The organism is Bacillus cereus group sp. MYBK30-2 (genome assembly GCF_051915945.1).
Taxonomy (GTDB): domain Bacteria; phylum Bacillota; class Bacilli; order Bacillales; family Bacillaceae_G; genus Bacillus_A; species Bacillus_A paramycoides.
Window position 1 is genome coordinate 14071 of the sequence record NZ_JBQAFR010000002.1, and the last position, 22339, is coordinate 36409.

A 22339-nucleotide genomic window follows, 5' to 3' on the forward strand; every position below is an offset into this window, starting at 1 on the left:
AGATAGAAAGAGGCTTTGGCATATACAGTCAAAATGAGCTTCTTTCTTATCTTTCAAGTTAACTTGCTGGAATTGGCACAGTATTCATATAGAATCCGCTGCCGAGGTTTCGTAGGGCCAGTCCCTCCACCTCTCGTGATAAGAATTTTCATAAAATTGTATTAAATTATTTTCATTCTAAGTTTATTCCGACTAAAAGTCAAGGAATTCCTATCCGAATTTACCGAATATCTAAAAACCCTTTTAATACACCAATTGTTTCAGGTGCTTGTAGTCTTGCACATATATACGGAAATTCCGTACTACCTTCAAACATCATTTGAGCTGTTAACGGTGCTCCTGCCCAAAAAATTTCATCATCGATTAATATAAACGGGAACGATTTGTTTTGCCTTTGTAACTTTACATTTTTTAATGGAACTGGTCCATCACTATATACCGTTACTTGTGCATTCGTACGCATTAACGCTTGCCATACTCGTTTATCAACTTGCCTTGTACTTGGAAGTGAAATGATAATTTTTCGCTTTGCCGCTAAAATATCTTTTAATAGTCCTTTCGGCTCCTCAAGATTCATTTCCATAAACCAGCGTAAACGTTTCGAAATTTTTCGCTCCCACACTTGTCTTGATGTCGTGCGATCATACACATCTCCGTGACGTTCTATATGAGCTGTTAATTGTGATAACGCTTGTTTTCTCGAAAGATTTTTACGCATGTAGTGGCAATCTGATAATTGAATGAACTTCCCTCTCGCCCTCGTTACTGCTACATTGACGAGACGATGGTTTTTATGATCAAAGAATAACACGCCAGGGCGTTCTTGCGGATAACTATCCACCGTATCAAAGATCATCATATCTCTTTCAGAACCTTGAAACTTATGAACTGTTGCGGCTAAAACTGGTACGTGTTGATATTTCGTTCTCTGCAACATTTCTCTAATACACGTTGATAAAAAGCGGGACTGTGCTCGGTACGGCGTAACAACACCGATAGATTGAACACCGTCTAACAGTCCAATTAAAATCATTTGCATCGCTACTAAGCCAGACATAATATTAAAACGCGAACCTGAAGCAGCGTCTTTTAAAGAAAATGCTCCCATTAAGCTCGTATCAAATAAAACATTCGCCTCATTTGCGAACGGTTGTAGTTTCGCAAGTTCTTGACGCTCTGAAACAGATGGATGATCATACACTCTATTTTTATAAATAAATGAGTTTGTAAACTTAGATATATCTGCATGCATACGTCTTTGTTCCTGCAACATAAAAAGGTTGGGATGTGCTTCTGATTTATTTACAGAATCAACAATCCCTGCGTGATAAAACATATCTTCACCGAGCCATTTTCGAACGAGTTCGTGGTTCGCCATTGCAATTGGAGGTAACTGTAAAAAGTCGCCACAAACGACAATACGTTTTCCAAGAGAAGCAGCTAATGCGATTTGCGGAACATATGCCATACTCACTTCATCTACGACAACTAGATCAAATGTACGCTCATAAATAAGCGCATCAATTGCACATTTCGATAAAGTCGCACCGATTACTTTCGCATTTTCAATGTATTCTTTTTCTACTTCTTTAATTTTCGCTTTTTGTTTTCGAAGTTCACTTTCTATTTCTTGCATACGCTTCTTATCAGAAGACGTCGCCTTATACGATAGAATTTTTTCACGAAGATCTTGGCGTGTTTCTTCTAAATAAAGCCTTTCCTCTCCCCATGATCCATTCGTCGTTTCTACTAGCCTCGATGCAAGTAACGTTTCATGATTTCGTATATGTTCATGTTGGCTAAAGCCGTAACGAACGATTTCACCAGGTGTCCATTTCTTTTTCTTTTCAATTTGCTTCGTAACTTCGCTCATTAATACGTCTACTGCCGCATTACTATGAGCTAACACAAGTACCGATTTTCCTTTTTGATAATGAGCCGAAATAATACGTGATAAATTGTAAGACTTCCCTGTTCCGGGCGGTCCCCAAACGTACGTTGTCGGATTGTAAAATGAGCGATACGCCAATTCATTTTTCGTATTTTTCATCTTCTCAATATGCTTCGGACTGCTCGTTCCATCTACAAGACGCTTTATACGATTACGTTTCAGCTTATCTTTACGAGCTTCTTTCAATCTCTCTTGCAGTTGTTCTAGCAATTGCCACGGTTCACTGTATAAAACAGCTTCTCTTATTTCACCTTGTATATAATCATTTAACTTCAGTTCTATTTCTAATCCATGTACAGATAATACTTCCCCCGTCGCTTCCTCACCATCGAACTCAATTCGAATTGGTGATCCTTCAGGTAAGCTCACTTCCGAAATAAGCTGAAATACGTATACTGTACTTTCATAATCTGTATATAAGAAACGACCGTTAATGATAGAGATTTTACTACCACCTATCGTTTTCCAATGTTTAATTTCATATGCTAATGCATAATGCCACTCTTTCATCGTTTCCGTTAATGAAGGAGTTTGAGTAGTTGTATTCATAAAATAATCTCCTTCCTTCTCCCCAAACATACTTTCTCACTATACCATATAACGCTCTAAAATTTGTAACAATTATATCTTGCTTATTTTCTTAATTTTCAATATTATGTAATGTATATAATTTTCAGAAAGAAGGATTACATATGCCAGTCAGAAGAATTGAACACGTCGGACTTATGGTCTCAAACTTAGAAACATCCATCTCATTTTATGAAGAAGTAGTCGGCTTACAACTTATTAAGCGTATGGGACATCCAAACCCAGACTTAAAACTCGCTTTTTTAGGCGTAGAAGAATCAAAAGAAACGATACTCGAATTAATTGAAGGCTACAACTCTTCTCTTCCGGCAGAAGGAAAAGTACATCACATTTGTTTTAAAGTAGATTCATTAGAAGATGAAATCGAAAGACTACGAAAACACGAAGTAACCTTTTTACTAGGAGAAGAAATCGAAACATTACCGGATGGAACACGTTACATATTTTTCGCTGGCCCTGACGGGGAGTGGATTGAGTTTTTTAAAACGGAGAGATAAAGTGAAACTTTAATCAGAGGGGGTTTTGTCCATCCCCTCTGATTATTAGTTGAACCAATCGGGCTTTTACGGGCAGTTAATCTCCCACCTAACTTCCTCGCATGTGCCGAATTTTGAGGTGGGAGTCTTACTGCCCGTTAATGCGGGATAAAAAGGAGCCGGAATTCTGGCTCTTTTTTTATTACAAGTTAAAACCAGCAATAAATTAACATATATTCCAGTTCCTTACACAACGAAATTAGAATAAAATGTAAGCAAGCAGAAATAAGCATTGAGTTAGGGAGATAGACTGATGAATATAGTCTATATTGCTGTTTTTTGGGTACTTATACTAATTCCAATCCTTTACTTAATCAAGATAAAAAATTGGAGTATAAAAGTGGCAGCCGTATTAGTTGGAAGAATCATATTGAGTATCGCCTTTTTCTTCAATGGAATTGATTTAGGACTGCGACGCAATTGGATAGATCCTCCCTATGAAAAAGAGTGGGATTTCTTTATAAAATCTTTGCAAAACGGGAAAACTGAAGCACTTATACACTTGTTACTTCTAATTATTGTTGTAACTTATGACTCAATTATTCTTATTTACTATAGAAATAAAAAGAAATAGGGTGTTTTCCCCTATTTCTTTCCTTACTGGGGTTCATCAAGCTAATATTTTGAAGTATCCCCTAAACTGAAATTTTGTGTTTTTTTAAAGCTTTTATTTATTTTTCGTATATGACGTAATACTTTTTAAGAAGATTCCCAACCCTGCAAAGAAGAATCCTAAGCATAATAAGCTGGCTGGCGTTCCCCAAGTAATTTGATCTAGCATTTTTATCCCATCCCATTTATTATTATATAGTGTTTATTAGGGTTTTTCCAGATTTCCCCTTAAAACATCCGAAAATAATAAAAAAAGAGCCTATTCAGATCACATCAAAATCCGAATAGGCCAACTCAAGAAGATGTATTAGGCTAAAATATCCATGTTTAACTAATCAACAAAAAGAACTTGTAGGAATCATTATCTAGAGTTTTGTTTTGCTCTACCGATTTAACTTCTCGACAGCTTCCGCGCTTGTATCTACACGTTTAACGAAAAAAACTAATAGTAGTGCAACAACATTCATGCCAAGCGCTACATAGAATGAATATTGAATTCCAGCTAATAAAGCTTTCTGAGTTAGTAATGCCTTTGTGGCTGCTGTAAAGGTTGTTGGATCTACATCAGACATTAAACTTTCAGCTTTTGTTTTTGTTACAGAATTCATAATCGTAACAAGAATAGCCGTACCAATCGAACCGGACACTTGTTGAGCAGTATTATTAATAGCTGTACCGTGCGGATTTAAGCGAGTTGGCAATTGATTAAGGCCATTTGTCATAAGTGGCATCATCACCATTGCCATCCCAAACATACGCAAAGTGTAAACAAGAATAATATGTGTGTGACTAGAGCCGAGTTGCAGGTTTGCCAACATGTAAGTTGAAACTGCTGTAATGCTAAGTCCTACTATACCAAGAATCCTGGGGCCATATTTATCAAATAGTTTACCTGTAATTGGTGACATAACTCCCATTATTATCGCACCCGGAAGCATCATTAGCCCAGAGTTCAGCGGTGAAATACCGCGGATGTTTTGTACATAAGCTGGTGTTAGAATCATACCCGAAAACATGGCCACCGCGTTGACAATTGCAATTACAGACGCAAGTGCAAACATTGGGTACTTGTAAACACGTAGATTTAATAAAGGCTCATTCATTTTTAATTGACGGATAATGAAGGCAATTAGGGTAATAGCGCCTATGATTAAGGTTGTTAAGACAATTTTATCCGTCCAACCATTTGAGCTTGCAGAACTGAATCCATATAGCAAACCGCCAAAACCGATAGAAGATAATAGTACTGAGAGATAATCAAGTTTTGCATTTTTGTTTTGTTTCATGACATTCTCAGATTTCCAAATCCCTAACAGTAAGCTAATGATCGCTAACGGTAAAATCATTTCAAAAAGCAAACGCCAGTCATAATATTCTACAATATAACCTGATAGTGTCGGTCCAATTGCTGGAGCTGTAATCATAACTAATCCAAAAATCCCCATTGCTGTTCCCCGTTTTTCTCTCGGGAAACTTACTAGCATAATATTCATTAACAAAGGCCCCATGACCGAAGAACCTGCTGCTTGAACCATCCGGCCGGTAAGTAATAAACCAAAGTTCGGCGCTAAAGCCGCTAAGGCAGTACCTAGAATAAAAATCACCATGGATGTAATAAATAAGCTCCTATTTGAGAAGCGGGTTATTAAAAATGCTGATGCCGGAATTAATATACCACTAACAAGCATATAGCCTGTAGAAAGCCACTGGATCGTTGAATAATCTTTAATGTTTAAATCTTTCATAATTGATGGCAAGGCTACATTTAAAAGCGAGTTATTTAGAAATGAAACAAATGCCCCAATAAAAAGAATTACAAGCATTAAATATGGTGGTTTTCTTTTATGTAATGTTTCACTCATATATTTGTTTGCTCCTCCATTATAAACTTCATCGATTAGTTTAGATCGTTTGCGTATCTGTACAAAAATACTTTATCCTTGCAGTATTTTGCCAAACTCTTTAAATAGATATTCTCTTTTTAGCAATTCCATTTGCTCAACATAACATTTTAACGAATTTATCGAAAGAATTCTCCTTCCTCAAGCGTGTGAAGGGCGATAGCCCAACGGTAGGTGGGAGATGAATTTCGGTTTAGCATAGCCAAAAACTTTTGATAAACTAGCTATATGAAGTTCCTTGATAACTTGATATAGGAGGTTACAGGAAGAAAATAGAGTGCGAGGACCAAGCCATTTGGTTCCTATGTAAAATATCAACCGTACGAAAGTAACGCTCAGGGAGACGAAGGGTTACTTTCGTCGTGGAACTGAGAAGCTCCCACTTCAAGCTTTGCTAAGTGGCGAGTAGTTCACAAAAGCGTTATTGTTCAAAACGATGACCTTATCCATTTGGACACATTTACCAGTATTTTTACCAAAAAATTCATGATATGGTTAATTAGTCGAGTACGTCATTACTTGACGATTACCCTTAGAAGCCCCGCAGACAATCGGGGTTTCTTTTATTAACATTTTAATTTTAATATATAGTTGTTAAAATAATCAGTTAAGTATCAAAATGTCATAGATACTCCTAAGGGAGCTCTCATGTAATTAAGCAAGAGTTTAAAAATTATCGAATCTTAGCCCCTTGGAGCGCCCTTCAAGGGGCTGAGTCAATTAAAATAAGGATTTTATTTAAACTTCATAAAGCCTCTCTTTACCTAAATAGGTTCAAAATTACCTATTTAGCATATATAATACTTTTAAGCAATTTAAATTCTATAATTAGTAATGGAGGCATCAAAATGGGTAGCATCCCAAATTTACCACAACAACAATCTATCCCTAAAAAACAAATGAATCCTGATAAGTACCTACAAACGAATAAAAAGCTACGACGTCGTCTTTTATTAGCGCTAGCTTTTATGCTACCTATGGTTATTTCCATTCAAATCTCCATTTATAAGCAAGAACAAATGATTAAAGGAAAACAAATTATACTTAATAATGAAAAACAAAAATTATCTTATTTAAAGAATGTTGGACATTTTTTTGAAAATGATATTAAGACCTTAACAGGAAGTGAAGAAGGTATTTTAAAGTTCGCAAGGAAATTATATGGATTTTCTAAACCTGATGAAACTATATTTCATATAGCCGAGTAACCTTTCAATATATAAGCAATTATTAAATAGTGATTTTGTTCACTTTTTCGTTACATTTATGAAACATCCATATGTTATCTTTAATAAGCCCTTTTAAGAATCATATTCATTCTGTCAAAAAGTCCTAGTCCCTCTAGGGCTTTTTACATTCAAATAGCATTTTTATCCATTTCTATTGTATATATAATTATATATCCTCACATTAAATTATTAGTGTGATTCTAATGTAGTTTCACATACGACTTTTTCTCTGTTTATGGAGCTCTTACGTAATAGTACGAGCCCTTTCTTTATTCAATTATCATTTTCACCTCTTCGCATTCTACAATTCGATAAGCAATATTACATATTCTGTATGTTCGATTCACAAACATGAAATAATTATTTTATAAGAATATTTAAAGTTAATATTGAGAGGGAGAGAAATTCAATATAAAACCAATAATGTGTTGTACAACATCCTATATTTAGGTATCATTGCTATTATTATTTTTCAATCGATAGATATTGTTCCTTCAGAATTTCTACCTGATTTATTGTTATATTTTGTACTTTCATTAAGTGTGCTAGGCAGTATTTTTATATTTATCAACAGAAACAGGAAAAATTACTAATATGAGTTAGGCTTTTTATCTTGTTCTGTTAGGTGATTGAACAAAATGTTTCTTTTAAAAATTGAAATTTATATGCTATATCATGAAGGAATATAGTTAAACTGAAAACTGTATTTATTTAAGTAGGCCACATAAAATGATCAATCTTTTTTATAAAAACTTAAGGAATCCAAAATTAAAACCCACACATTTTGATCAAACTTTTTCAAAGTGTGTGGGTTTCTTCTATTTATAAAATCAATATTTGCAGCAATACTTTGATCAAACTTTAATTCAAACTAACATCTATAACTTATTGAATTTCATTGGATTTATTTCATGCTAATATAGTAATAGAATACTGAATACCAAACAAAATAGTAGCAAGCAGAACGAACTTTATACATACTAAGATCCATCCAACAATATTTTGAGGTAATTGATTATGATATATGAGTATCGTATATACGATCTATTTTAAATTTGAACTCATATAATCCTCCTCTCACCCCCCTTTCAATTCCAGTATATAACAAAAAACATTGGATACCCAATGCTTTTTTACACTTACGCAAATAGAGACGTATTCGCATATAAAGCTGGTGAACCACCTGAATGCACGAATAAAATGTTGTCTTCTTTATTAAATTTACCTTTTCTAATTAAGTCGATTAATCCTGCTACTGCTTTACCTGTATACACTGGATCAAGTAAAATACCTTCTGTTTTCGCAAGTAACTGAACTGCTTCCACCATTTCCGGTGTTGGTAAAGCGTAACCTGGTCCTACATATTCATCAAAGCATGTAACTGCTTCGCGAGGAATAAAGTTTGGAATACCAACGTGAGCTGAAGTTTCATCTACAAGTTTTGCTACTTTCTCTTCTTGTTCCGCTTTTCCTCTACTTACATTTATTCCGATTACCGGGATTTTACTTTGTGTTCCAGAAAAACCAGTAATTAAACCTGCATGCATACCAGCGCTACCACTTACACAAACAACTGAACTGAAATCAATTCCTTGCTCAAATGATTGCGCCATAATTTCTTGCGCACAAGCAATGTACCCCATTGCGCCAGTAGGATTTGATCCACCAACTGGAATTACGTACGGTGTATTCCCTTTTTCACTTACTTCTTTCGCGACTTTATGCATTTCTTCCATAAGGTCTGTTCCGTTCGGTACAACAATTACGTTTTCAGCACCTAATAAGTGATATAAGAAATAGTTTCCGTTAAAGTCAGGCTTTTCTTCTGGCTCAAGCCCTTCTTCTAATACAAGGATACATTTCATTTTTTCTTTTACCGCAGCTGCAAGTGTTAGACGGCAATGGTTTGACTGAATACCACCAGCTGTAATTAACGTATCTGCACCTTTTTCCTGCGCATCCGCAACTAGAAACTCTAACTTTCTCGTCTTATTACCGCCAGCTGTTAAACCAAGTAAATCATCTCGTTTAAAATAAATAGTAGGTCCACCAAGTGCTTCAGAAAAATTGTTTAACTTTTCAATTGGTGTATATGATTCTGTATATTTTTTTCTCGGAAATTTAGCTAAATTCATCAATAACGCTCCTTTTATACTCTTTCACAGTAAATGTAACCATACTATTATTACATGGAAAAATGATGAAGTCATCTTTCCTGATTAAAAATGTAGAGAATTACAGTAGCGGTATTACTATTTTCAAGCAAACCCTCTCTTTATCCAAACAATAGATAAAAAATAGACATAGAGATTTCTCCCCATGCCTACTTAGTTTTCTACCTCTTCACCGCATGAACATAATGCACCGTCTCAAAAGCTTCTAAATAATCGTTTCGTCCTTCAAAATATAATTTATTAATGTCCTCTGGTGATAAGTGCTCATAAATGAGTAAGCCCGATTTCTCTAACAGTGCTTCCATTTCCGCATAAGAAAAACATGATTTCATCGGTTCTCCGCCTACTTCAGCCATTTTCACCATGTTTTCAACTCGATTGGACAACCCTTTTTCCGTAAATAAGTTTTCATCAGGGTAATCGAAAACGATAGAACTCCCTGCTGGAACCATCGCAAATAAACAGTCTATTAAACTAGAAAGTTCCTCTTTCGTTAAGTAATAAGTAACACCTAAAAGACTAAAGAAAGTCTTCTTATTTTCAAATCCTTCATTTACTAATTCTTGCTTAGAGAAACCCTTAGTGAAATCCATCGAAACAAAATGAAGATTATTTGGAACTTCAAGTTCTGCTTCTTTCACTCTTTGCTTCTTAAACTCCTGCGTAGAAGGATGATCCACTTCAAATATTTCAATACTGTTTTCTAATTCTCGGTGTCTGAAACTGAACGTGTCCAGACCTGCACCAAGTATGACGTATTGTTTTGCTCCTAGTGTAACTTCATGTAACAATACTCTTTCACAATATGCCGCACGTGCCAAAGGTGTTGGTGACAACTGAACTTGTGTAATCCATTTTAATATTTCTTTCGGATTGTCTTGAAACCGCTCTGCAATGTCTTTATTGAAAAAATGTATCCCTTGAACCATGTTCATTTCAATATCATTACGTTCTTTTTTTGAAATTAAATCTTTAGCTACATAATCATCAAAAATTTTAGGGGTATCAGATTCACTATGATACGCCCTTCCGAAAGCTGATACTAACGACGTTATACTTGCTTCACCTTTTTTCACGCACATACACTCCTTCATTTTCACAACAAAAATAGGGTTCCCCTGGCCAGGAGAACCCTATTATACACCTTATTTCTATATTGGTAAATTATAGCATAAATAAGTTTTTTTGTCAAGTTTTCAGCCCGCCACCACTCCAACAATTTGCATATTCTCTAGCAGGAAGATTTCATCCTACACAGAATATTCCTGTTTATAACAATATAAATGGAGGCCATTATGAAAAGATTAGTCATTATTACAGTAGGAAAAACACACAGCGGGAAAACTACATTTGCAAGGACGCTAGAAAAAGAGTTACCAAACTCTTTCGTTATGGATCAAGATAACCACGCTGAATTTATTAACACATATTATGAAAAATTACAGCCAACAGAAGGACCGAATACACTAAAGCATGGTCTTTCAAAATTCATTGTTGATTATGCAAAAGAATATACAAATTTACATCTTATTATTTGCAACTCAAATAGAAGCCGAAACGGACGAATGTATTTGCTGAATGAATTGTTTAAGAAAGAGGAATATGTACGCATATTAGTTCATTTTGACATTCCAGATGATGTACTTTATGAAAGAGTGGCACGTAGTCAGCGAAGTACAAATATATTTAGAGGTAACTATTCCAGTTTTGAGGAAGTACTCGTTCGGCAACAGGACGAATCACTGCACGAGGATGTAGTAGATCCTGTAGAAAATGAGGCTGATTATTTGTTTGTTATTCGCAATTGTAAGGATGTAAACTCTACTATAGAAGAAATTATTCATCTTGCTGAAGATTTGTCCCCTACCCCCAAATAAGAGATTATAAAAATTTCATAATCATAGATTATTATGCAAATACTTCCTCTTGGCGACACACATGGTATATAATGATAAAATAATCTACTTCTATATGCTCAAGTCTACACAAAAAAGCTCACGCATATGAAAGAAAAGAGGTACAAAAATATGAAAACAAAACAAACGATTGCTGCGTCTACACTAGCTTTAGCAATGATTGCTGGCTCTAACTCAGCTCATGCGGAAGTAAATGATACTACTGCTCAGCAAAGTACTGGAGATCGATTAGCTGAAATTAAGCAACATAGACAAGAATTAGATGCAAAACTTCAGCAACACAAAGAAAATGTGGATCAAACGTTAAATGAACTTAACCAAGTTAAGAAAAATGCTGATGAAAAAGTAAACGAAATTAAGCAGCATAAACAAGTTGCTGATGAAAAAATCGGCGAAATTAAACAACATAAACAAGAGTTAGATGCAAAACTTCAGCAAGACAAACAAATCGCCGATGAGAAAATCGCTGAAATTAAAGAGCATAAAAAACAAGTAGATGACAAAGTTGCTGAAATTAAAGAGCATAAGCAAAATATCGATGACAAGGTTAATGAACTTAAAGATCATAAACAAACAGTCGATGAAAAAGTGAATGAAATTAAGCAGCATAAAGAGAACATCGATCAGAAGGTTAATGAACTTAAGGAAGTAAAAAAACAGGTAGATGAAAAATTAGCTGAGTTAAAGAAAGCGAAACAAACTGCTGAGGAGAAACTTGCTGAGCTAAAAGAAAATAAACCGAATACTGGTAACACGTTAGAGGAACTTAAGAAAATTAAACAAAATTTAGATAGTCTTTCATCTAACTTAGAACTAGCTAAACAAGATGTAAAAAATAAACTAGCTGAGTTACAAGAGGCTAGACAGAACTTAATAAATAAATTGAACGAAATTAAACAATCAAAACAAACTGTTTCAGATGATTTAACAAAGAAAAAACAAGACTTAGATATCAAAATAAACGATTTTAAACATACTGAGAAAAAAATTGACGACAAATTAGCTGAGTTACATACAACGAAGCAAAATGTAGATAACAAAATTAATGAAGTATCACAATCGAAACAAACAGAGACAAATACTGGTACTACAAATGCAAACAATAACACTAGAGAACTTCCTAAAGCTGGTAGTGAACAATCAAGTAACGTGCCACTAGGAATGTTATCCATCATTGGTGGACTTTTATTATTAACACGCAATAAAATTAAAATGTTTTTCTCAAAATAAAGCAATTATAACTATTTTAAAATAATCTATGAAAATGACAACCGCACATATATATACGGTTGTCATTTTTTCTTTATATTAACTTTTTATATTAACTGTCCATCTCTAAGTGTCAATATACGATCACATACATCAAGCATTCTTTCATCATGTGTAATCATAATTGCTGCTTTTTGGCTTTCTTTCACTTCACGTTTCATCATTTCAACGACTTCACGTGCGCGCTTTGAGTCTAAGCTTGCAGTTGGTTCATCAGCTAATATTAAATCTGGGTTGTTCATGAAAGCACGAGCGATTGCTACCCTTTGTTTTTCCCCACCAGATAGTTGATTTGGATAATGATTTTTTCTTTCCCCTAATCCAAATGCCGCTAGTAAGTGATCCGCACGTTTTTCAGATTCTTTTTTGTTTTCTTTTTTTAGCTTTGCAATGTAAAGCAGTTGTTCTTTTACATTTAAATATGGAACAAGATTTGCGAACTGGAAAATGAAGCCGATTTTTTTCAAACGAATGTCTGTCATTTCCTTTTCTGATAACTTCGTAATATTTTGCTCACGAATGTAAATATCCCCATTTGACGGTGATAATAATGCACCCGCGATTGATAATAATGTACTTTTTCCTGATCCAGAAGGACCAACAATTCCGATAAACTCTCCAGCTTTCACATCAAGCGACATCGGATGAAGGGCCGTTACTTCAGTATTCCCTTCTCCGTACACTTTACTTACTTTGTCTAATTTTAATAATGAAGTCATTACATCCCGCCTCCAATTGCTTCTAATGCATCAACTTTTAATACTTGGTATAACGAAATAAGTGTTCCTAAAATACTAATTACGATAAAGATTGCTGCATATTGTGCAATCATCGGTGTTGTTAATAAGAACGGCATACTCGCTGGTAAGATTTGTTCCAATCCTTGCACAAGAACAATACTGATTACCATCGCAACAACTGATAAGAATAACGCCTGCACGACTAAGCTATTTGCTAAATAAGAATTTTTCGTACCGATTGCTTTTAATACACCTAATTGCTGTGTTTTTTGTAGTGTAATTACGTAGAAGAATACACCGATTAGTAACGCAGCGATAACAAGTAAGAATGCAATGATCATCGTTAATGTTCCTTGCTCTTCTTTAAATCCTGGAATGCTTTGTAATACTTCTTTTTTGTCGATAACATGTGCATTTTTAATTTCTTTATCTGTATTAAGCGCAATTGCACTATAATCTTTTTGGTTTGGTTGTGAAATATCACCCCATACATTTTCATTTACATAAACGACCGGTGTATGGCTAAACATTTGATCTTTCGTAAATCCAACGATTTTAAATTCTTTCTTTGAAACAGGATCGATAATTGTATCCCCAATATCGACTCCTTTTTCTTTAATTGATTCGTCAGCAACCATTTCGTTATTTGCTGTACCTAATTTCTCACCTTTTACAATTTTCGGTTCTAAAAATGAATCACGTTCACTTGAGAAAATAGCGACATCAACTTTTTTCGAGCTATCTTTCTTTTCATAAGTTGAAACTTTCACGCGAAACGGAACTGCCTCTTTCTCGCCTGCTTGATTTACTACGTTATCTACATCTTCTTTCTTAATTTGTGAACGAAGTAATTTATTTTCCGCATCATCTGCTAATACAAACTTATTCGCATCCATATTTTGAATTGACGATGCATTATCATACGACAACCCATTTGCTAATCCTGAAATTACAAGGACTAAAAATGATAATAACACCATAATAAGTCCGATTAATCCGTATCTTAATTTTGATTGTTTTAATTCACGCAGAGCTAAAAACATTTCGCTCGCTCCTTCCTCTTTCTTTCTATGCACTTATAATAAAAAAGAAATATGAACGGAATATGAACAGAAGATTACAGAGTGAAAATTAAATTTTCAGAAAGTATTGAAAACAAATAGAATCCTTGATACAATTCAGTCAAATAATATTGACCGAGTAATTTAATTTGAGGAGTTGATCATTTTGAAGCCCATGTTAACACTAACTACTTATAGCCAACTAAAAGCAATCAGCGATCCACTACGTGTCGAAATGATGATGCGTCTATGCGAACGTCCTTATACAGGACAACTACTATCTGAGAAATTCGGCATTCCAAGGGCGAAAATTCATTATCATTTAAAAGAATTAGAAAAGAATGGTTTTATAGAGATTGTTTATACAGAAGAAAAGAATGGCATCGTTCAAAAGTTTTATCAATCTGTCGCTAGAGGCTTCACCCCTGCCGCGGACCTATTACCTCATTTAGAAATATTAAGCGAATCAGGTCGCCAAATCTTTTTACAAATGACGGAAAGAACGAAAAGCCATATTCTCGCTGCACCAGAAGAAGCTTTTACATTACGAAAAGTAAGTGAAGACCCAGCTGAGTGGAATTACGTTTCATCCTGCTGGGAGTTTGATGCCACGCCAGAACAATTTCAAGTGTGGGTGAAAAAGTTTTATGAATTGATGGCTGAATTAAACGAGATCGCAAAAGACGCGGATAAAGATCCAAATAGTAAATCTTATTACATTTCTACTACTGCACTACAAATCGACGAACGAGCAATGCAGCGATTTGTTAAAAAAGAAGAAAAATCGTAATACGATTTTTTTTACATAAACGGTCAATTTTATTTTACCGAATAAATTTATTATAAAGGAGTAGATAAAGTGGACGTATTAAAAAACCGGAATTTCCTCTTATTATTTTTAGGGAGAATTTTTACAAACATCGGAGATAGTTTGTATTATGTAGCAGCGATGTGGCTCGTATATAAGCTGAGTGGTAATCCTTTTTATTCTGGATTAGCAGGTTTTCTTACGTTATTACCTTCTGCACTTCAATTTCTTACTGGTCCATTCGTTGATAGATGGTCGATTAAAAACACCCTCGTAATCACACAAGTTCTGCAATGCATTCTTATTTTGATTATTCCTATTACACACTACTTCGACCTACTAACAGTCCAACTACTACTCATCATTATGCCAATCGTAGCCTTTATCGAACAATTCGCCTATCCCGCACAATCAAAAGCTTTACCACTTCTACTGAATAAAACACAATTATTAAAAGGAAATTCACTCTTCTCATTTGCGTATCAAGGCATTGATTTAATTTGCACGACTCTTTCTGGAATATTAGTAGCACTACTTGGCGCAATCACTTTATATGTGATCGACTCCTTTACATTCGCGATTACTGCCATTTTGTTTATTTCATTAAAAATACCGAAACAAACAGACACCAATACAGGTTTCCCTTCTGAAGATAATACATCATTTTCGGTTAAACAATATTTCTCTGATTTAAAAGAAGGTTTTTCGATCGTCTTTCGTTCATTAATGGGCGTATTCTTAATCGGTTCAGTTGTCGCTAATTTTTCAATTGGTATGACGATGGCAATACTTCCTTCTTTCGCTGATTCTTTAGGAGGCGTGAAATCATATGGCTTCTTCTTAGCTGCTATATCAGCAGGAAGTCTCATCGGTGCATTATTCAGTTCATGGGTTGGCAAACGTAATGTTGGCCGTGTCTCCATTATTAGCTTTGCGACTGGCGCTGTCCTTTGGTTTCTCTCTACGCTTGTACCGTTTCAATGGCTATCTATTTTCTTATTCGGCCTAGCTTGGATTCCAATTGGTGCCACCAACATATTATTTGCGACAATTAGTCAAATTGTAATTCCAAATCAATATATTGGACGCATCAATTCAGTCATGCGAAGTATGGGCACAATTGCTATGCCGTTTGGTTCTTTAATTGGTGGATATACTGCAAATGTATTTAGTAGCCAACTCATTTTCGCGCTCGCTAGCATCGGCATTTTATTTATTTCTATAGTATGGCTACTTCATCCGAAATTACGTTCATTACCGAAAGCTAATGAAATTACAGCGGATACTTTTGGGGTTCGGTTTAAGGAAGAACACGGGAAAGGTGCGGCTTTATAGCGGAAAGACAATATTATCTAATCCGTAATGTGTAGAGATAGTAAAATTATTTTATTTTAAAAGCTCAAACAAGCATAACCCCGTTCTAAATTTGGGACGGGGTTAAAAATATAGTTATTTAATTTTGGATGTAAGATACTTCACTAAAAATATAACAATAAAGTCGTTTAAAAATCTAAGTTTTATTCAACAATAGCGCCCTTTAATGGAATAACTAAAACGTTCAGTTAACGATTTGATGGCCAATACCCCTGCATTTTCCTTAATTGAATAATTTGGCCTGTATGATAAGCATCATGAAGCATGATGTCCAGTAATTTCCCCTCAAGTGAATTTTGCTCAAGCTCTCTTTCGGAAATTACACTTAATACCTGTCTTAAATTACGTTGAGCACTTTCAGAACGTTCAACGACTTCCTTCCATTCCTTATCATCATTGGATTGTTCGGTAAGATAAAAGGTTTCATCACCGTCGAGATTATGTGTCCATTCACGGCCTTCCAAGTTTGCAGCAAGTCTCTCTTTGTAATAAATGAGATGATTAACGTTCTCCCAAATGGTTTTCGTTCCCTCTCCAGATGGTTTCCAGATAGCCTGTTCGGCTGTAAGTCCTTCTATAGCATGTTTAAACGGTGCATACCAACTCTCTTTATCGAATGTTGAATCTAGCACGTTTAACAACAAGTCAATTCGCTTCAAAGTAATCTCCTCCCTAAAAAGTTAAAGTTTCAAAAAAATCCTTATAACTCTGTAGAGATTCTACATTTTTAAATAATCTTCCTGCTAGTCTTTTCCCCACAAACTGGCTCAATTATGGAATAGAATGACTCGCATTTTTCAAACAACTTTTTTCACTTTACACGTAAGTGAAAATACATCGGTGATTTTTCAAATATATCGACCAATCGAAAAAAAAATTAACTACAAAAAGAAGAGGCTGTTCCAAAAACAGCCTCTTCTTTTTCATTTATTTAGGAAGCTCAACCTGAACAGTCGTCCCTTCCCCTTTCGTGCTATATACCGAAACGTTTCCGTTATGAAGTTCGACGATTTTCTGTACGATGGACAATCCTAAACCGCTACCTTCTATATTTCTCGTTCTTGCTGTATCCACTTTATAAAAACGATCAAATATACGGTCCATCTCTTCTTTTTCCATACCAATTCCGTTATCTGATATAGAGATCATAACGCTAGACTCTAATTCTTCTACAACAAATTCAATCGTACCGCCATCGTTTGAAAACTTAATGCTATTCGTAAAAATATTACTCCATACTTGATGAAGTAAGTTTTCATCACCTTTTATGACGATGTCCGGCACATCAAATTCAACGGCTATATCTTTCTCACGCCACTTCCATTCAAGCATAAAAATGACGTCTTTAATTTGCTTCTGTAGATGGAATTCTTTTATTTGTAGAACTTTCTCTTCTTTATCTAAAGAAGCTAGCGTAAGTAACTGTTTACATAAACTAGACATTCGCTTACTTTCGCCCTCAATAATTTTCAAATAACGTTTTCTTTCATCTTCACTCATACTTTCTGACTGTAATGTTTTCGAAAAACCTTGTATCGAAGAAAGTGGCGATTGGAATTCATGAGAAACGTTAGAAACGAACTCTTGTCTCATTTGGTCTAATTCTTTTATACTTTTCGTCATCTTTTGAAAATTAGTTGCTAGCGTACCAATTTCATCTTTTCGATTTTCATCTAATTCGATATCATATTCACCACTTGCAATCTTTTTGGTAGCTTTCGTAAATGTTCGAATTGGACGAACGATATAACCTGCTGCAATCGCTATAAAAATGATACTTAATACAACGATAAAACCGAGTAGTACCGCTAGAAAAATTCTCATTTCACCAAATTGTTGCTGAATGTCAGGGCGAATGAATAAAGCATACTGTTTATCACCATGTTTTAATGGGACACCTACACTATTAATTAATTCATTATCGAAAAACCCTGTAATAAACAAGCGGGTTGGATATGTGGAAACGCCATTAAACGTTTCACCTTGCAATACTTTATGAACTGTATCATCACTAATAGTTATCTTACGAAACGCATTCCCGATACGCTTTCCATTCTTTTGATCATCTACAATATAAATTTCATATCCTAACTTCGCAATAGATTGTAAGTATGCCTCTTTATTTTCTTCGCTTTGCTTTTCGTATAATGATTTGACTTCTTCAGCATACTTTAAAATCTTTTCACTATTATAAGGCTTTAACTTCACTTGATAATATACATTCGTTAATAAAAAGCCAATTATACTACTAAGTAGCATAATGCCAACTGTCATAAAAACAAATCTAGAATACAGTGATTTCATCTTATTTCAACTCCAACTTATAACCGAGTCCACGTACTGTTGTAATTTGAAAATCATCTGTTCGTTTTGAGAAACGATCTCTAAGTCGTTTCACATGAACGTCAACTGTCCGTTCATCCCCTTCAAAGTCCATTCCCCACACTAACTCAATTAATTCTTCTCTCGAAAATGTTCTTCCAGGATAACTAGCAAGTTGCGATAATAATTCGAATTCCTTTAATGGAAGCAAAATCGTCTGACCGTTACACTTCACTTCAAACCCTTTTCGATCAATTGTCGTTCCGTGCAGCGTAATAATATCGGCACTAAGCATTTGATAACGACGTAATAAAGCTTTCATACGGAAAATTACTTCAGCTGGCTCAAATGGTTTTACAATATAATCGTCGGTACCAGAAATGAATCCTTTTTCTTTATCAACTAACTGATCTTTTGCAGTTAATAAAATAACAGGTATATCATGATACTTTCGAATTTCTTCGCATAACGTATAGCCATCAATAAACGGCATCATAATATCCACTATCGCAAGGTGAATATTTTCTTCCTCTAATATGGACTGTGCTACCTTTCCATCTTCAGCCTCAAAAACTTTAAACCCCTCTTTTTGTACATGGTAATGTAATAACTCTCTAATATGTTTGTCATCATCAGCTAATAAAATATGTATCATCTTCATTAAACCCTCTCTTGTTCATCCTTCTACATTCTTACATTAAGAAAGAATTGTACTTTTTGCAAGAAAAAGAAAAACGGATTCCTGTGAAAAAGTTGTTGGTTTGGAATAAGGTTGATTAAAAGTATGTTAAAAGCGTTGATTTATAAAGCAGTATATCAAAAAAGATGTAATATTCATGAAACAAATTCCTTTTCAAGTTTCTCCCATCGAATTATTACATCTTTTTCCTTTGATCCCTCAGCCTAATGATTAAAGAATTATTCCTGAAAAACTTCCCTTTAACACTTCTTTTTCAAGTTGGTTCATACATGTAAACGCCGCAGTAATTTTTGTACGATTTTTTTCATCTGGTTCAAATCGTTCAATCATTACGTCACAACGAATCGTATCACCGCTAAAAACAGGACGTAAAAATTCAAAATCCATTTTACGGGCCAATACATTATAATCACCACCAACTTTTGTAGGCAGTGTTGATGTTAAAAGGCCTTGTACAACAAATCGCCCTTGTTCATCTGGTGTAACATGATGAATTCCCTCATCCTTAGATACCTCTGTGAATAAGACAACATCCTCTTTTGTAAAAGTTCGCTCAAAGGTAATTTTTTCGCCTACTTGTAATGCCATCAATCTTCCTCCTCAAAAATATTCTCGAATACACAGTTAACTAAAATAATGTTTCATTTGGTAAATAAGAAAACCCGAAATTCAAAATCATTTCGGGTTTTCAAAACTACAGAGGTCTATTTTTCTATATTTACTTTAACGAATGAATAAACAACCCACTACGAAGTTTCGGTTCAAACCACGTTGATTTCGGCGGCATAACTTCTCCGGCATCTGCAATCGCTAATAAATCTTCCATTGATGTTGGATATAATGCGAATGCTACTGTATAATCACCGCTATTCACGAGACGCTCTAGTTCTTCTAACCCGCGTATTCCACCGACGAAATCAATGCGTGAATCTGAGCGCGGATCATGTATTTCAAGCACCTGGCTTAATAAATGATCTTGTAAAATAGATACATCTAAACGTCTAACAAGATCATTCGCATCAAATGTTTCCTCTTTCACAGTGAGCTTATACCATTTCTCGTTTACATACATTCCAAATGATTTTGGCTCATTTGGTTTATATGGAGAAACAGTTGCTTCTTCCACATAAAAATATTGCGCAATTTGCTTTAAAAATTGTTCTATTGATAAGCCATTTAAATCTTTCACAACACGATTATAATCCCAAATAGATAGTTCATCATGAGGGAATAAAACAGATAGGAAGAAATTAAACTCCTCTTCTCCTGTATAATCCGGATATTGTTCTCTTCGCATTAGCCCAACTTTTGCCGCGGATGCTGAGCGATGATGCCCATCCGCAATATAAAGATTAGGAATCTCTTCAAATGCTGCTACTAATTTCGCAATCGCATCTTCATCTACAATCTTCCATGCTACATGCTCGACTCCGTCTTCTGCCGTAAATTTATAAATTGGTGCATGTTCCTCTTTCCAACTTGCAATAAATTGCGTCACTTCTTCTTTTGTACGATACGTTAAGAAGATAGGACCTGTATTTGCGTCACACACATCTACGTGGCGAATACGATCTTGTTCTTTTTCATGGCGTGTTCGCTCATGTTTTTTAATTGTATCATCCTCATACTCATCAATTGATGTACAAACAACAAGTCCAGACTGTGTTCTACCTTGCATCGTAAGTTGATAAATATACAGTGCTGGCTCCTCATCTTGAATGAATACTTCTTCTCGTATAAAGCGTTGTAAATTCTCGCTCGCTTTTTCGTATACACTACTATCGTACGGTGAAATCTCCGGGTTTAAATCAATTTCTGCTTTATCAACGTGTAAAAAAGAATATGAATTTCCCTTTACAACTTCTCTCGCTTCTTCACTATTTAATACATCGTAAGGTAAAGCTGCAACTCGCACTGCTTTTTCTTCTACTGGACGGATGGCCCGAAATGGTCGGATATTTGCCAAGTTCCTCTCCCCTTTATACAATCATTCGAACGGCTACAACACCTGTAATTTTTCTTATATTCTCAACAATGTTTTCTTTTATTATATCATCAATTCCATTATCAATATCAATCATTGTGTATGCCCATGAATGCTTACTACGATTAATCATATCAGCAATATTAATATGATGTTCTGCTAAGCACCCTGTAATTTGTCCTACCATGTTCGGAACATTTTCATGCATAATCGTAATTCTTTTCTTTCCAATGTACGGAAGTTCTACGTTTGGATAATTTACTGAATTACGAATATTACCTGTCTCTAAATATTCACGTAATTGGCGTGCAGCCATTACCGCACAATTTTCTTCAGACTCAGACGTAGATGCACCAAGATGAGGAGTCGCTATTACATTTTTCATCTTTATAACATTTTCATTTGGGAAATCCGTTACGTATTGTTTAACAATCTCTTCATCTAGCGCTTTTCGAAGGGCTGTTTCATCAACTAGTTCTCCTCTTGAGAAATTGAATAAACGCATCCCTTTTTTCATTGTTTCTATAGCGTGTTCACCAATAATCCCCTTCGTTTGATTCGTAAGAGGAATATGTAATGTAATATAATCACATGTTGCGAAAATTTCATCTAAGCTAAATGCTCTCTGCACCTGCGTAGAAAGGCGCCATGCTGTTTCAACTGATATATATGGATCAAATCCAACAACGTCCATACCTAAAGATAACGCATCATTTGCAACGAGGGCACCAATTGCACCAAGGCCGATAACCCCTAAACGTTTCCCTGCAATCTCTGATCCAACGAATTGTTTTTTCCCAGCTTCAACAAGTTGTGGTACTTCTTCTCCGTCTAATCCTTTCGTCCAGCTCACTCCGTTTATAATATTACGTGAAGACATAATAAGACTTGCGATAATAAGTTCCTTTACTGCATTCGCATTAGCTCCTGGCGTGTTAAACACTACAATTCCCTTTTCCGTACAACGCTCTACAGGAATATTATTTACACCTGCACCAGCTCTTGCAATCGCCTTTAAATCTGCTGAAAACTCCTCTTGATGTAAAGAATAACTGCGAAGTAACATACCATCTGGGTGCGCTACTTCGTCTCCTATTTCATAGCGATTTCCATCAAAAATTTGCAAACCCTTTTCCGCAATTTGATTTAACGTTTGAACACGAAACATATTCCC

At 35.1% G+C, this 22339-nt stretch carries 20 protein-coding genes and 1 riboswitch; of the genes, 8 read left to right on the forward strand and 12 right to left on the reverse strand.

The features are described 5' to 3' along the window. Positions 1-43: 43 nt before the first annotated feature. Positions 44-145: riboswitch (SAM riboswitch) on the reverse strand. Positions 146-220: 75 nt separating this feature from the next. Further along, the gene (locus tag ACTFQM_RS11620; protein WP_440034426.1) at positions 221-2530 is read right to left on the reverse strand and encodes an AAA domain-containing protein; all 2310 of its coding nucleotides are present in this window, start codon (positions 2528-2530) and stop codon (positions 221-223) included. Between the two features lie 113 nt (positions 2531-2643). On the opposite strand from ACTFQM_RS11620, the gene ACTFQM_RS11625 reads away from it, so the two are divergent. Both ACTFQM_RS11625 and ACTFQM_RS11630 read left to right on the forward strand, forming a co-directional pair. After that, on the forward strand, positions 2644-3036 hold the full coding sequence (locus ACTFQM_RS11625) for a VOC family protein (RefSeq protein ID WP_440034427.1): 393 nt from the start codon (positions 2644-2646) through the stop codon (positions 3034-3036). 292 nt (positions 3037-3328) lie between these two features. Beyond that, a complete protein-coding gene (locus ACTFQM_RS11630) occupies positions 3329-3649 on the forward strand; it encodes a hypothetical protein (protein WP_440034428.1) in 321 nt (106 codons plus the stop codon). 421 nt (positions 3650-4070) lie between these two features. On the opposite strand, the gene ACTFQM_RS11635 is transcribed toward ACTFQM_RS11630, so the two are convergent. Then, complete coding sequence (locus ACTFQM_RS11635; protein ID WP_440034429.1) at positions 4071-5549, reverse strand: DHA2 family efflux MFS transporter permease subunit; 1479 nt, start codon at positions 5547-5549, stop codon at positions 4071-4073. 887 nt (positions 5550-6436) lie between these two features. Here ACTFQM_RS11635 and ACTFQM_RS11640 point away from each other — a divergent pair. Then, positions 6437-6796: a septum formation initiator family protein gene (locus ACTFQM_RS11640; RefSeq protein ID WP_440034430.1), complete on the forward strand. Its 360-nt coding sequence runs from the start codon at positions 6437-6439 to the stop codon at positions 6794-6796. Positions 6797-7203: 407 nt separating this feature from the next. Further along, on the forward strand, positions 7204-7410 hold the full coding sequence (locus ACTFQM_RS11645; RefSeq protein ID WP_400530002.1) for a hypothetical protein: 207 nt from the start codon (positions 7204-7206) through the stop codon (positions 7408-7410). A gap of 546 nt (positions 7411-7956) precedes the next feature. On the opposite strand, the gene ACTFQM_RS11650 is transcribed toward ACTFQM_RS11645, so the two are convergent. Together ACTFQM_RS11650 and ACTFQM_RS11655 are read right to left on the reverse strand one after the other, a co-directional pair. After that, positions 7957-8952, reverse strand: a complete 996-nt coding sequence (locus ACTFQM_RS11650; protein ID WP_400528987.1) for a D-cysteine desulfhydrase — start codon at positions 8950-8952, stop codon at positions 7957-7959. A 200-nt stretch (positions 8953-9152) separates the two neighbouring features. Further along, positions 9153-10073 carry a class I SAM-dependent methyltransferase gene (locus ACTFQM_RS11655; protein WP_440035751.1) on the reverse strand — a complete coding sequence of 307 codons (921 nt, stop codon included), beginning with the start codon at positions 10071-10073 and terminating at the stop codon, positions 9153-9155. A gap of 213 nt (positions 10074-10286) precedes the next feature. On the opposite strand from ACTFQM_RS11655, the gene ACTFQM_RS11660 reads away from it, so the two are divergent. After that, a complete protein-coding gene (locus ACTFQM_RS11660; protein WP_440034431.1) occupies positions 10287-10868 on the forward strand; it encodes an ATP-binding protein in 582 nt (193 codons plus the stop codon). 150 nt (positions 10869-11018) lie between these two features. Further along, complete coding sequence (locus ACTFQM_RS11665; protein WP_440034432.1) at positions 11019-12137, forward strand: LPXTG cell wall anchor domain-containing protein; 1119 nt, start codon at positions 11019-11021, stop codon at positions 12135-12137. Positions 12138-12223: 86 nt separating this feature from the next. On the opposite strand, the gene ACTFQM_RS11670 is transcribed toward ACTFQM_RS11665, so the two are convergent. Together ACTFQM_RS11670 and ACTFQM_RS11675 are read right to left on the reverse strand one after the other, a co-directional pair. Then, positions 12224-12895 (reverse strand): ABC transporter ATP-binding protein, encoded by a 672-nt coding sequence (locus ACTFQM_RS11670; protein WP_440034433.1) that lies wholly within the window; start codon positions 12893-12895, stop codon positions 12224-12226. Then, the gene (locus ACTFQM_RS11675; RefSeq protein ID WP_440034434.1) at positions 12895-13959 is read right to left on the reverse strand and encodes an ABC transporter permease; all 1065 of its coding nucleotides are present in this window, start codon (positions 13957-13959) and stop codon (positions 12895-12897) included. Before ACTFQM_RS11675 ends, ACTFQM_RS11670 begins: the two co-directional genes overlap by 1 nt. Positions 13960-14143: 184 nt before the next feature. Between ACTFQM_RS11675 and ACTFQM_RS11680 the strand changes: the two genes are divergently transcribed. Then, positions 14144-14767, forward strand: coding sequence for an ArsR/SmtB family transcription factor (locus tag ACTFQM_RS11680; RefSeq protein WP_002172626.1), 624 nt, complete (start codon positions 14144-14146; stop codon positions 14765-14767). Positions 14768-14836: 69 nt separating this feature from the next. Continuing rightward, positions 14837-16120: an MFS transporter gene (locus ACTFQM_RS11685; protein WP_440034435.1), complete on the forward strand. Its 1284-nt coding sequence runs from the start codon at positions 14837-14839 to the stop codon at positions 16118-16120. Positions 16121-16347: 227 nt separating this feature from the next. Here the strand turns inward: ACTFQM_RS11685 and ACTFQM_RS11690 are convergent, their stop codons facing one another. From ACTFQM_RS11690 to ACTFQM_RS11715, 6 genes are all read right to left on the reverse strand, one after another. Continuing rightward, entirely contained in the window at positions 16348-16818 is a 471-nt protein-coding gene (locus ACTFQM_RS11690) for a DinB family protein (RefSeq protein WP_440034436.1), read from the reverse strand. 268 nt (positions 16819-17086) lie between these two features. After that, on the reverse strand, positions 17087-18463 hold the full coding sequence (locus ACTFQM_RS11695) for a sensor histidine kinase (protein ID WP_440034437.1): 1377 nt from the start codon (positions 18461-18463) through the stop codon (positions 17087-17089). Between the two features lies 1 nt (position 18464). Next, on the reverse strand, positions 18465-19142 hold the full coding sequence (locus ACTFQM_RS11700) for a response regulator transcription factor (protein ID WP_440034438.1): 678 nt from the start codon (positions 19140-19142) through the stop codon (positions 18465-18467). 249 nt (positions 19143-19391) lie between these two features. Beyond that, entirely contained in the window at positions 19392-19769 is a 378-nt protein-coding gene (locus ACTFQM_RS11705) for an enoyl-CoA hydratase (RefSeq protein WP_440034439.1), read from the reverse strand. 130 nt (positions 19770-19899) lie between these two features. Continuing rightward, positions 19900-21147, reverse strand: a complete 1248-nt coding sequence (locus ACTFQM_RS11710) for a DUF1015 domain-containing protein (RefSeq protein ID WP_440034440.1) — start codon at positions 21145-21147, stop codon at positions 19900-19902. Between the two features lie 13 nt (positions 21148-21160). After that, on the reverse strand, positions 21161-22333 hold the full coding sequence (locus tag ACTFQM_RS11715) for a phosphoglycerate dehydrogenase (RefSeq protein WP_440034441.1): 1173 nt from the start codon (positions 22331-22333) through the stop codon (positions 21161-21163). Positions 22334-22339 lie beyond the last annotated feature (6 nt).